Source organism: Cellulosimicrobium sp. G4 BAM 1002 (assembly GCF_057126935.1).
Map to the genome: position 1 here is coordinate 4254953 of NZ_CP182109.1, position 12449 is coordinate 4267401.

At 74.6% G+C, this 12449-nt stretch carries 11 protein-coding genes; 4 read left to right on the forward strand and 7 right to left on the reverse strand.

The window, feature by feature from the left end:
- Positions 1-2 precede the first annotated feature (2 nt).
- The 5 genes from ACMXGY_RS18975 to ACMXGY_RS18995 form a co-directional block, all read right to left on the reverse strand.
- Entirely contained in the window at positions 3-623 is a 621-nt protein-coding gene (locus ACMXGY_RS18975) for a response regulator (protein ID WP_483774519.1), read from the reverse strand.
- Positions 620-1924 carry a sensor histidine kinase gene (locus ACMXGY_RS18980; RefSeq protein WP_483774520.1) on the reverse strand — a complete coding sequence of 435 codons (1305 nt, stop codon included), beginning with the start codon at positions 1922-1924 and terminating at the stop codon, positions 620-622. Before ACMXGY_RS18980 ends, ACMXGY_RS18975 begins: the two co-directional genes overlap by 4 nt.
- A gap of 45 nt (positions 1925-1969) precedes the next feature.
- Complete coding sequence (locus ACMXGY_RS18985; RefSeq protein ID WP_483774521.1) at positions 1970-2764, reverse strand: ABC transporter permease; 795 nt, start codon at positions 2762-2764, stop codon at positions 1970-1972.
- A complete protein-coding gene (locus tag ACMXGY_RS18990) occupies positions 2761-3699 on the reverse strand; it encodes an ABC transporter ATP-binding protein (RefSeq protein WP_483774522.1) in 939 nt (312 codons plus the stop codon). Before ACMXGY_RS18990 ends, ACMXGY_RS18985 begins: the two co-directional genes overlap by 4 nt.
- A 96-nt stretch (positions 3700-3795) precedes the next feature.
- Complete coding sequence (locus ACMXGY_RS18995) at positions 3796-4254, reverse strand: DUF6194 family protein (protein ID WP_483774523.1); 459 nt, start codon at positions 4252-4254, stop codon at positions 3796-3798.
- Positions 4255-4299: 45 nt separating this feature from the next.
- Here ACMXGY_RS18995 and ACMXGY_RS19000 point away from each other — a divergent pair, with 45 nt between their 5' ends.
- The gene (locus ACMXGY_RS19000; RefSeq protein ID WP_483774524.1) at positions 4300-5130 is read left to right on the forward strand and encodes a MerR family transcriptional regulator; all 831 of its coding nucleotides are present in this window, start codon (positions 4300-4302) and stop codon (positions 5128-5130) included.
- A 91-nt stretch (positions 5131-5221) separates the two neighbouring features.
- The gene (locus ACMXGY_RS19005) at positions 5222-7111 is read left to right on the forward strand and encodes a glycerophosphodiester phosphodiesterase family protein (protein WP_483774525.1); all 1890 of its coding nucleotides are present in this window, start codon (positions 5222-5224) and stop codon (positions 7109-7111) included.
- A 13-nt stretch (positions 7112-7124) separates the two neighbouring features.
- On the opposite strand, the gene ACMXGY_RS19010 is transcribed toward ACMXGY_RS19005, so the two are convergent.
- Positions 7125-7961 (reverse strand): VOC family protein, encoded by an 837-nt coding sequence (locus ACMXGY_RS19010; RefSeq protein ID WP_483774526.1) that lies wholly within the window; start codon positions 7959-7961, stop codon positions 7125-7127.
- 162 nt (positions 7962-8123) lie between these two features.
- Here ACMXGY_RS19010 and ACMXGY_RS19015 point away from each other — a divergent pair, with 162 nt between their 5' ends.
- A complete protein-coding gene (locus tag ACMXGY_RS19015; protein ID WP_483774527.1) occupies positions 8124-9416 on the forward strand; it encodes an endonuclease/exonuclease/phosphatase family protein in 1293 nt (430 codons plus the stop codon).
- Positions 9417-9694: 278 nt separating this feature from the next.
- Positions 9695-10912 (forward strand): ScyD/ScyE family protein, encoded by a 1218-nt coding sequence (locus tag ACMXGY_RS19020; RefSeq protein WP_483774528.1) that lies wholly within the window; start codon positions 9695-9697, stop codon positions 10910-10912.
- 42 nt (positions 10913-10954) lie between these two features.
- On the opposite strand, the gene ACMXGY_RS19025 is transcribed toward ACMXGY_RS19020, so the two are convergent.
- Positions 10955-12325, reverse strand: coding sequence for a pyridoxal phosphate-dependent decarboxylase family protein (locus tag ACMXGY_RS19025; RefSeq protein WP_483774529.1), 1371 nt, complete (start codon positions 12323-12325; stop codon positions 10955-10957).
- Positions 12326-12449: the final 124 nt, after the last annotated feature.

Below are 12449 nucleotides of genomic sequence, written 5' to 3' on the forward strand. Positions count from 1 at the left end.
CGTCAGGTGAGCAGGCGACGGCGGTAGCCCTCGGCGACCGCCGACGCTCGGTCCCGCACGCCGAGCTTGTCGTAGACGTGCTGCAGGTGGGTCTTGATGCTCGCCTCGCCGATGAACAGCGCGGCGGCGGCCTCGCGGTTCGAGCTGCCGTTCGCGACGAGCTGCAGCACCTGCTTCTCGCGCTCGGTCAGCGTGCCGGCGCCCGGCCTTCGGACCTGGCCCATGAGGTGCTGCGTCACCGACGGCGCGAGCACCGGCTCGCCACGCGCGGCCGCGCGGACCGCGCGCATCAGCTCGTCGGGCAACGCGTCCTTGAGGAGGTAGCCGGTCGCGCCCGCCTCGATCGCCGGCAGCACGTCGCTCTCGCTGTCGAAGGTGGTGAGGATGAGCACGCGGGTCTCCGGGGCCCGCTCGCGCAAGGCCGCGGTGGCGGCGACGCCGTCCGTCCCGGGCATCCGCAGGTCCATCAGCACGACGTCCGCCGACAGCTCCGTCGCACGGTCGACGCCCTCGGCGCCGTCCCCGGCCTCGCCGACCACGACGATGTCGTCCGCGCCCGCGAAGGTGTCGCGCAGGCCGCCCCGCACGACCGGATGGTCGTCGACGATCACCAGTCGGATCATCGGTCGGTCTCCTCTGCTCTCGTGCCGCCGGGGGCGATGGCCGGGACGCGCGCGCTGACGGACGTCCCCTCGCCCGGCGTGCTCTGCACCTCGACGTGACCGCCGACGCCTCGGATGCGCTGGCGCATGCTCGTCAGCCCGAAGCCGGTGCCGTCCTCACGGGCGAACCCGCGTCCGTCGTCGCGCACGTCCAGCAGCACCTCGGCACCGGTGTACGACAGCGTGACACCGACGCGCGAGGCCCCGGCGTGCTTCGCCACGTTGGTCAGCGACTCCTGCGTGACGCGGAAGAGCGCCACCTCGATCGCCGGGCTCAGGGGCACGCGGGCACCGGTGACCTCCACGTGCGCCCTCGTCCCCTCGTCCTGCGACCAGCGCTCGGCCAGCGTGCGGAGCGCGTCGGGAAGGTGCGCGCTCCCGAGCTCCTGTGGGGCGAGCGCCTGCACCGACCGCCGGGCCTCGGCCAGGCTGCTGCGCGCGAGCCGCAGCGCCCGCGTGACGTGCTCGTCGCTCTCGCCCCGCGCGCCCGCGGACCGCTCCGCGGCCTGGAGCTGGGTGATGATGCCGGCGAGACCCTGGGCAAGGGTGTCGTGGATCTCGCCCGCCAGACGCTGCCGCTCGTCCTGCGCCCCCGACTCCCGGGCCTGGGCGACCAGCTGCGCGTGGAGCCCGGCGTTCTCGTGCAGGGCCGCCTCCAGGCGCTCGACGAGCTCCTCGCGCTTGCGCTCCTCCGGTTCGCTGCGCGCCGTCAGGAGGATGCCCACGCCGATCGCGGCCGTCTGCACGGCGACGATCAGGAGGAACTCCGCGAGCGTCTCCGCGCTCGGGTCGTCCCAGACGCGCATCGCGGAGCCGTTGAGGGCCACGGACGTGAGCAGGACGCCGAGCACCCCGACCGGCCACGGCCTGAGCAGGTACGCCTGGAAGAAGCCGGCCACCGTGAAGACGAGGAAGACGTCGGAGTACGTCATGAGGGCGACGCACAGGGCGAGCAGCCCGACGAAGTAGACGCCCGCCGCCACGGGCCCCAGGGCCCTCCTCCTGAGGGGCAGCGTCTGGCGGAACAGCACCCACAGCGCCGAGACCACGACCAGCCCGAGGACCGTGGCGCCCTCGGGCCAGAGGGGTTCGCCGGAGGCCGGGAGGACCCGCGCGAAGTAGATCACGGTCGAGATCGTCAGCAGCAGCCACGGCGTGCACAGCTGCAGGAGGTCCCAGACCCGCAGCTGCTCCCGCTTCCAGGCCAACCGCGAGCGGTTCGTGGCCTCCGCCTCTGCCGTGACGGACGACTGGAGCGTCACGGAGCTCGGGCGTACACCGTCCCCGGCATCCCGCGTCATCGACACCTACTCCCAGCGGAAGAGCTTTGCGGCGATCGCGCTCGCGCTCACCGCGATCCCCGCCATTATGGCGATCTGCAGCCAGAACGGCTGGCCACCGGCGGTGGCGGTGACCTCGCCCGCCGCGGGGGACCACGCCGCGGTGAGGGCCTGCAGTCCGGGTGGGACGAGCTCACCCACCGCGCGCAGCACGTCGGGCATGAGGACACGGGGCAGGAAGGCGCCGCCGAAGAACATCAGCGCGACGAACAGGATGGTGCCGACCTGGTTCGCGGCGCTGCTCGTGCGGACCACGGCCGCGGAGATCATGCCGATCCCGAGAAGCGCCGCATAGCCGACGACGAACGCGACGGCGAACTCCAGGGGCCGCTCGGGCGGCGCGATGTCGAGCACCGCCCAGGCGACGACGATCAGGAGCACCGCGGAGACGACCACGGACGCGAACGCGACGACCATCTGCGCGAGCAGGACGCTCCGCGGGTGCGCCGGAGTGGTCGACAGCCGGCGCAGGATGCCGCGCTCGCGGTAGGTCGCGACCACCGCGGGGACGTGCTGCACGGCGATCATCACCATCCCGAACACGAGCGCGGTCGGCGCCCAGACGTCGATGGCCCGGAGCCCGCCCGTCTCCGGCGACGGCTCCCGGAGCGCCGGGACCGCCCCCAGCCCCAGCAGGAGCCCCGCCGGGAACAGCACGCCGAACAGGACGGTGGCCGAGTCGCGGACGAAGAGCTTCGCCTCGACCGTGACCATCTTGAGGCGGGTACGCGACCCGAGGCGGTGAGCGGTGGTCGCGGTCATCGGTCGACCCTCCTCTCGGAGGATGCCGGGGACTCCAGAGGCCGTCCCGTGAAGGCCACGAACGCGTCGTCGAGGGTGCTCTGGTCGACGCGTAGCTCCTCCGCCACGACCTGCGCCCTGGCGAGCGCCCCGGCGACGCTGCTCACGAGCGGTCCGGAGCCGGTGACCAGCCAGCGGCCCCCGTCGACCTCGACGGCAGACACCTCGGGCAGCTCGGTGAGGACCCTCTCGTCCAGCGGCCGGCTGACGCGGAACCGGAGCTGCTGCACCGCGCTCGACCGCGCGATCAACCCCTCCGGCGTGTCCACCGCGGCGACCCGGCCCCGGTCGATGACCGCGATCCGGTCGCTGAGGCGCTCCGCCTCGTCCATGAAGTGCGTGACGAGGAGGATCGTGACGCCCGTGTCGCGCACCCGCTCGATGAGGCCCCAGGTGTCCCGCCTCGCCTGCGGGTCGAGTCCTGTCGTGAGCTCGTCGAGGATCGCGACCCTCGGGTTGCCGACCAGGGCGACCGCGATCGAGAGCCGTTGCTTCTGCCCGCCGGAGAGCGCCTTGTACGGCGTGCTGCGCTTCTCGGCGAGGCCGAGCAGCTCCAGGAGCTCGCGCCAGTCGGCGGGGTCCCGGTAGAAGGAGCTGTAGAGGTCGAGCGCCTCGGCGACCTTGATCGCGTCGGGGAAGCTGCTCTCCTGGAGCTGCACGCCGAGCCGCTCGCGGACCTCGGCCCGGTCCGCGACCGGGTCGAGCCCCAGCACGGAGATCGAGCCGGAGTCGGGCGTGCGCAGGCCGGCGATGCTCTCGACGGTCGTCGTCTTGCCGGCCCCGTTGGGCCCGATGATGCCGAAGATCTCCCCCTCCTCGACGGTGAAGGAGACGTCGTCGACGGCGACGTGGTCTCCGTAGCGCTTGTGCAGGTGTCGTACGTCCAACGCGGTCATGCCGCGACGCTACGGACGCGCCGCACGCTGCCACATCGACCGTCGCGTCCGGGCCCGGTTGATCCGCGCATCCACCGTTCGGTGGACCCGCGCCCGTCAGCGCGCGGTCCGGCGCAGGGCGCGCGCCCGGGCGTCGCCGTGCGCGGCGCGCAGGAGGTCCAGCACGAGCGCCGTCGTGCGGTCGCCCGGGTTCACGACGGCGACCCACCCGAGCGCCCCGTAGACCGGGTGGGGGACGACGACGTCGGTCTCCCCGACCTCGGACGGCTCGCCGTCGCGGGGGTCGGTGCCGAGCAGCTCGCGGAACCGTGCTCGGCCGACGTGGACGTTGACCCTCCAGCGCCCGTCCTCGTCGAGGCGGGACGCCGTGTCGTCGGGGTAGTCCTTCGTGACGATCGTGCCGTAGGGCTGACCGTGCGGGACCACGCCGTCGGGTGCGTGGTAGAAGAAGTGGTCGGCCCACGCGAGCTCGGGGAACGGGCTGCCGGGACCTGGCGAGAGCACCAGCACGCCGTCGAGGGAGCGGACGGTCTCGAGGATCTGATCCATACTCATGGTTCGAGTGTGTCCTTGAAGTGCTTGTGGAGGGTCGGAGCGACGATGGGCTCGGGAGGACCGCCCCCGGGACGGGAGCGGCTGCGGACGTCTGACGTCGCGCGCGCGTCGGGCTGGTCCGTCCAGCAGGTGCGCGACCTCGAGCGGCTCGGCGTCCTCCCGCCCGCCGTCCGGTCCGCGAACGGGTACCGGACGTTCACGGACGAGCACGTCCTCGCGCTGCGCGCCTACCGCGGCCTGGCCACCGCCGTCGGGCCGGTGGCCGCCCGCCGCACGCTGCGCGACGCGTGGTCGCTCCCCCTCGACGAGGCCGCGGCGCTCGTCGGCGACCTGCACGTGACGCTCGCCCGCGAGCGCGAGGAAGCGCTCGCCGCGCGACGCGCCCTCCTCGCCATCCAGGCCGAGCCGTCCACCGCCGACGATCCGGGCGGCGCCGTCGGGCGCGCCGAACCCGGCGCCACGCTCACCATCACGGAGCTCGCCACCGCGCTGGGGGTGCGTACGTCGACGCTCCGATTCTGGGAGCGGGAAGGCCTCGTCGCGCCGGAGCGCGTCGCGTCGCGCGCGGGGTCCGTGAACGCCCGCCGCTACCCGCCGGGCGCCGTGCGCGAGGCCCGCATCACCGCGGCTCTTCGCGCTGCCGGGTACCCGGTCCCGGACGTGCGGCGGACGATCGACGCGCTCCGGCGGCTCGCCGACGACGCCGTCACCGACCCGCTCGCCGCGCTCGACGTCCGGCTCAAGGCGATCGCGCGCCGGACGCTCGCACTCCTCGACGCCGGGACCGACGTCGCCCGCCTGCTGGCCGGGCGTGCGCGAAGTGACCGGGAGACCCTCGGAGAGGGCACCCCGGGGGCGTGGCGTCCCGTCACCTGACCGTCCCCCCGGCGTCGCCCCCCGGCCACCGGGGCGCCATCCGGCGTTCCTAGCGTCGCCGGGGCAACCGTCCCGACGCTCGGAGGACCCGATGACGACCACCCGACCACGCGCCGCGCGCGGCACCGCCGCCACGCTCGCCGGCGCACTCCTCGCCACCACCCTGGTGACCGCGGCGACCACGACCGCGACCGTCCCGCTCGCGGCCCCTGCGGCCGCCGAGCCCGGCGACGTCCTGCTCTCCGAGTCGTTCGACGGCGACGCGCTGCCCGAGGGCTGGACGCCCGTGCTCGGCGACTGGCAGGTGCGCGACGGCCGGCTCGTCGGCGACGCGCCCGACGGGTCGTCGCCCGCGCGCATCGTGTTCGGCGAGTCAGCGGAGAACTACCGCCTCGACGCGACGCTGCGCTTCGAGGCCGTCGACAACGCCACGCGCTGGGCGGGTGCGATCCTCGACGTCGCGCCCGACGGCTCGGTCCCGTGGTGGCAGGCGGTGCTGCGCAGCACGACGACGGCGCACAACGGCATCGAGATCGCGCAGCGGACCACGGCGAACGCGTGGAACGTCCCATACACGGCGTCGGCTCCGGCCGACGCGGCGACGGGCCGCGACGTGCACCTGTCGGTCGAGGTCCAGGGCGCCTCGGTCACGTACTCGCTCGACGGGACGACCCTGCTGGAGGGCCGGATCGACCGCTCGCGCGACGGGGCGCTCGGCTTCGTCACCGCCGGGGCGACCGTGAGCATCGACGACGTCTCCGTCACCGAGATCGAGCCCGCCTCCTACGTGGGTGACGACGGCGAGCTCCCCGTCACGGTCGCGCACCGCGGCTACTCGTCCGTGACGCCCGAGAACACGCTCGCCGCCGTGGCCGCAGGGATGCGCACCGGTGCCGAGTACGTCGAGATCGACGTGCACACGTCCGCGGACGGCGTGCCCGTCGTCCTGCACGACCAGACCGTGGACCGCACGACGGACGGCTCGGGTGACGTCGCCGCCCTGCTCGGCGCCGACGTCACCGCGCTCGACGCCGGGTCCTGGTTCTCCCCCGCGTTCGCCGGCCAGACCCTGCCCTCGTTTGCGCAGGTGCTCGACCTGCTGGAGACCGGCTCGTCGACCCTGCTGCTGGAGATCAAGGGCCCGGAGACGTCCGCCGAGGTCGAGCGCGTCGTCGACATGATCGTCGAGGCGGGGCTGGAGGACCGTGTGGTCCTGCAGTCGTTCGACGTCGCCGCGCTGCGGTTCGCGCACGAGCACGCGCCGCAGATCCCGCGCGGCCTGCTCCGCGGCTCCCTCGACGCCGACCCCGTGGCCGTCGCCCGCGACCTCGGCGCGGTCATGTACAACCCGTCGGCGAGCGCGCTGCTCGCACGCCCGAGCGCCGTCGCAGACCTCAACGAGGCCGGGATCGCGGTCATGCCGTACACCGTCAACTCCGCGGCGGACTGGGCCCGGCTCACCGAGATCGGCGTCGACGGCATCATCACCGACCGGGCGGGCGCGTTCGTCGGCTGGAAGCAGGCGCGCGAGCAGGAGGCGCCGGCCCCCGGAGCGCCGACGGTCGCGATCGTGAGCCCGGCGGAGGGCGCGGAGGTCGAGCGCGGCGGGTCGCTCGTCGTCGCCGCGAGCGCGACGGACGCGGACGAGGTCGTGCTCACGCTCGACGGCGCGCCGGTCGAGAACGGCGCGGTCCTCCCGGCCGCGGACCTCGTCCTCGGGGAGCACACCGTCGTCGCGACGGCGCGCGGCGCCGGTGGCGAGGCGACGGCGGAGCGCACCGTCGTCGTGACCGTCACGCCGGAGGGCCTGCGGGCGCGCCTCGCGGCCCTCGGCCTCCCGCCCGGCCAGCTCGTCAGCGCGCTCACCGCGGCCGAGGCCGGCCGGTGGGACGCGGTGCGGCGCGTCGTCGAGAAGTTCGTCGGCGACACGGCCACGCGCGAGCGCCTGCTCGAGGAGATCGACCACCTCGCCGGCCGCTGACCGTCGGCAGCGGTCAGGAGCCCCCGGGCGGCGTGTACTGCGAGAGCGTCAGCACGCCGCCCTGGGGGTCGCGCACCTCGGCCTCGCGCGTCCACCCCGTGTCGAGCGACGACAGGACCGTGGCGCCCGCGTGCTCGGCCGCCGCCGCGGCGTCGTCCCGGTCTGCGACGGTGAACGTCACGGTGTGGCGCGCGGGGCCGCCGTCGGGCAGGATCCCGGCGACGACGTCGCGGAACCCGGGGGGCGCACCTTCCTGGTTCGCGTCGATCTCCGGGTAGACCGTGCGCGCGAGGTGGTCGCCGTAGCCGGCGACGCGCACCATGCCGGCGCCGAGCCCCGGGTCCACCTCCCAGCCGAAGAGCGGCCCGTAGAAGTGCAGCGCCCGCGCGACGTCGGGGGTGTGCAGGACGCTGAAGTTCCACGTGCCGGGGGCGTTGACCCGCTGCGCGCCGAGCCGCGTCCCGGGCTGCCACAGGCGGAAGCGCGCGCCCTGCGCGTCGCGGACCGTCGCCATGCGTCCCGGCGGGCCGACCGTCGTCGGGCCGTCGAGGACCTCACCGTCCAGGTCGGGCACGCCGCGCGCCGACGCGTCGACGTCGTCGACCGCGACGTACGTGACCCACTCGGCGGTGCCGCTCCCGCTGGCGATCGCGGCGACGTCCTGCCCATCGAGCGACGCGACGACGTACCGCTCCCCCGCGCCCGGCGGGAGCTTCTCCTCGAAGTCCCAGCCGAAGAGGGCGCCGTAGAACGCGAGGGCGGCGTCGACGTCGGGCTGCTCGGTGTCCACCCAGCACGGCACACCGTGCGGGTAGGTCCGCTGGGGCTGGGGCTGAGGTGGGGTGCTCATGACCCCACACTCCCACCGGGCACCCACGGCCGCGCGTCGCCCTCCGCGGGCCACCGACCGTTCTCCTGCCGTTCGCCCGCCGGCTCTTCCCGGGGCCGACGACGCGTGCGTAGGGTGACGACACATCGCCCGACGACCGTCACCGACGACGAGGAGCCGACCGTGTCCACGAGACCCGTCACCCGGACCTTCCCCCACGCAGCACGAACCGTCCTCGCGCCCGCCCTGGCCGCGGCGCTCGCCCTGGGGAGTGTCGGCGCCGTCGCGAGCCCCGCCGTCGCGCACGGCGGCGGCGGCCACGGTCAAGGACACGGCCACGGTGGGAAGGGCGAGACCCTGCGCGTCGCGACGTACAACGCGAGCCTGAACCGGGCGGCGACGGGCGAGCTCGAGGCCGACCTCTCGACGCCCGACGACGCCCAGGCCGCGACGATCGCCGAGGTGCTGCAGCGCACGCGGCCCGACGTCGTGCTCCTCAACGAGTTCGACTACGTGCCCGACAGCCGCGCGGTGGACCTGTTCCGCGAGAACTACCTCGAGGTGTCCCAGGGCGGCGCCGAGCCGATCGAGTACCGCTACGCGTACGTGGCGCCGTCGAACACGGGCGTGCCGAGCGGGTTCGACCTCAACAACGACGGCACGGTCGGCGGCGGGGACGACGCGCTCGGGTTCGGGCTGTTCGAGGGGCAGTACGGCATGGCGGTGCTCTCGCGCTACCCGATCGACACCCGCGGCGTGCGCACGTTCCAGGAGTTCCTGTGGAAGGACATGCCCGGCGCGCTCCTCCCCGACGACCCGGCGACCCCCGAGCCCGCGGACTGGTTCACGCCCGAGGAGCTCGAGGTCGTGCGGCTGTCGAGCAAGTCGCACTGGGACGTGCCGGTCCGCGTGGGCCGCGAGACGGTGCACGTGCTCGCGTCGCACCCCACGCCGCCGACGTTCGACGGCCCCGAGGACCGCAACGGGCGGCGCAACCACGACGAGATCCGGTTCTGGGCGGACTACGTCACGCCCGGGAAGGCCTCTCGGTACGTCTACGACGACGAGGGCCGCCGCGGGGGCCTGCGCCCGAACGAGAGCTTCGTGATCCTCGGCGACCAGAACGCCGACCCGCGCGACGGCGACTCCGTGGACGCCGCGATCGACCAGCTCCTCGACCACCGGCGCGTCCAGGACCCGGCGCCGCGCTCCGACGGTGGCGTCGAGGCCTCGGCGCTCCAGGGCGGCGCGAACCTGACGCACGAGGGCGACCCCGCGCTCGACACCGCGGACTTCGCCGACACCGCGCCGGGCAACCTGCGCGCCGACTACGTGCTGCCGTCGCGCGACCTGCGCGTGCGCGACTCGGGCGTCTTCTGGCCCGTCCAGGCCGACCCGCTGTCGCGGCTCACCGGCGTGTTCCCGTTCCCGAGCAGCGACCACCGCCTCGTGTGGGTCGACCTCCGGGTGCGCTGAGCGGTGCGCTGAGGTCCGCCAGATCTCACCCCCTCCGGCCGGGCCGACCCCTGGCGCGGCTCCGGCCGGAGGGTGCACACTCGTCATGGCTCACACTCACTGCTGAGGCACAGCCACCTCGCCGCCGGCACCCTGCCGGCACTCGGCACCGTCGCACCGTCGACGCGCGCCTCCGTCGTCCGGCCCGACGACATCCTGAGATCACGTCCGGATCCTCGGCGCCCGCACACGGGCCGTCCCCCGGGGTCCCGGACGCCGCCGGACCCTGGAGCACACCCATGAGACGAGTACCCACCGTCCTGGCCGCCGCGGCGACGTCGCTGCTGCTGGCCGCCACCCCCGCCGTCGCGCACGGCGGCGGCAAGCCCGACCCCAAGCCCCCGACCGTCACGGACGTCGTCGGTGGGCTCGTCGGCCCGCTGAGCGTGGCCGTCGGCCCGCGCGGCACCACGTACGTCACGCAGGACTTCGCCGCGCTCGTCTCGGCCGTCCGGCCCGACGGCACCACGACGGTGCTGCACACCGCCGAGGGCGGTGCGGAGGCCGCCGGCGTCTCGTACGCCGACCGCACGCTGACGTTCACCGAGACGTCCTACGGCATGAGCCCCGTGTCGGAGACCGCCGTCGTCAAGACGGTGCCGACCGACCGGGCCGGCAACCCCGTCGGGGAACCGACCGTGCTCGCCGACATCCACGCGTACGAGACCGCGAACAACCCCGACGGCGGCGTGTCGTACGGCCTGCTCGAGACGGACCCGGCGTGCGTCGCCCAGGTGCCCGCCGAGCCCGTCCCCGCCCTGTACACGGGGCACCTCGACGCCCACCCGTACGCGACGACCACGTCGCACCGCACGACCTACGTCGCCGACGCGGGCGCGAACGCGATCCTCGCGATCGACCGGCGCGGTGGGGTGCGCACCGTCGCCGTCCTGCCGTCCCAGCCGTACGTCATCACCGAGGCCCTGGCCGCGGAGGTCGGCTGGCCGGAGTGCACGGTCGGCGAGACGTACTGGTTCGAGGCGGTCCCGACGGACGTCGAGGTCGGGCCCTGGGGCCAGCTGTACGTCTCTGTCCTGCCCGGCGGGCCCGAGGACCCGTCGCTCGGCGGTCGCGGCATCGTCTACACGGTCGACCCGTGGCGCGGGACGGTGCGGCAGCTCGCGAGCGGGTTCGTCGGCGCGACCGACCTCGCCGTCACCGAGCGCGGGACGGTCTACGTCGCCGAGATGTTCGGCGGACGGATCTCCGTGATCGAGCGCGGCACCCCGCGCACGCTCGTGGACGTCCCTCTCCCGGGCGCCGTCGAGTGGAACGGCAAGGGGCTCGTCGCGACGACGAACGCTCTCCCGATGGACGAGACCACCCCGCCCGACGGCCACCTCGTCACGATCAGCACCGGCAAGAGCCGCGGGCACGGGCACGGCGGCTGGCACCGCGGCTGGGGCGACGACGACCGGCACGGCCCGGGCGCGTGGTTCGACCGCGGGAACCGCTGACAGATGATCGTCTGACCGGTCGTCGCCGAGGGCGGCGACCGGTCAGACGGCGGACGCCCGGGCGAGCGCGTCGAGACTCACCCGGACGTCCGCGTCCGTCGTCGCCCAGCTGCTCACGGAGATGCGCAGCACCGCCCGGTCGCGCCAACGTGAGCCCGACATCCACGCCGTGCCGTCGTCGAGCACGCGCCGCACCACCTCCTGCGTGCGCTCGTCGCTCCCGAACGACGCGCACACCTGGGTGAAGACGACGTCGTTGAGCACCCGCGCGCCGTCGAGCCCGCTCATCCCGCCGGCGAACGTCGCGGCGTGGCGGCAGAAGCCGTCGACGAGGTCCGCGACACCGGTGCGGCCGAGCGCGCGCAGCACGGCCCACACGGGGAACGCGCGCCCGCGCCGCGACAGCTCGGGCACCTTGTCGAGCGGGTCCCCCGCGTCGCTCTGGATGAGGTAGTCGCCGTGCATCCCGACGGCCGCGCGCAGCGGCACCGGGTCCGCGACGATCGCGAGCCCGCAGTCGTACGGGACGTTGAGCGTCTTATGCGCGTCGGTCGCCCACGAGTCGGCCGCCTCGTAGCCCTCGACGAGGTGCCGGTACGTCGGTGACGCTGCGGCGAAGAGCCCGAACGCGCCGTCGACGTGCACCCACGCCCCGTGGCGGCGCGCCACCGCGACGGCCTCGGGGAACGGGTCGAACGCGCCCGAGTGCACGTTGCCGGCCTGCAGCACGACGACGGTCGGGCCGTCGGGCGCACCTCGCCCGGCGAGCGCCTCCTCGAGCGCGGCGACCGAGATCCGGCCCTGGTCGTCGGCCGCCACGACCTCGGGAGCGCCGAGCCCGAGGTAGGAGAGCGCGAGGTCCACCGACTCGTGCCGCTCCGCGCCGACGAGGACACGCACCCGCGGGGCCCCGGTCAGACCGTCGCGGCGTACGTCCCACCCCACGCGTCGCAGCACCTCGCCGCGGGCCGCGGCGAGGCACGTGAAGTTCGCCGTCGTCGCACCGGTGACGAACCCGACCGCGCCCGTCGCGGGCAGGCCGAGCAGGTCGAGCAGCCACGTGCTCGTCACGTCCTCGACCGCGGTGTGGGCAGGGGTCACGGTGCGCAGCGCGGAGTTCTGGTCCCACGCGCTCGTCAGCCAGTCGGCCGCGAGCGCCGCGGGGTGGCTGCCGCCGATGACCATGCCGTAGAAGCGCCCCGACGGCATGGCGGTCAGCCCCGGGCCGACCGCCGTGGCGAGCAGGTCGACGACGTCGGGCGCCGACGTCGGGCCGTCGGGCAGGTCCGTGCCGAGCGCCGCGACGACCTCCGCGACCGACGCCCGCGGGGGCACGGGACGGGTGGCGAGGGAGTCGAGCCACGCGGCGGCGTGCTCGTGCGCCCGCAGGAGGGCGGCATCGCGATCGTCCATGACCGCTCCTGACCGGGCCGGACCGGCGCCGGACCCTCCCGCCAGGCTGGACCCGCCCGGCGTCGGGGTCAACCTCGACGGGATCCGGCACGCGAGTGCTTCTTACGCCCAGGCAATCATCAGG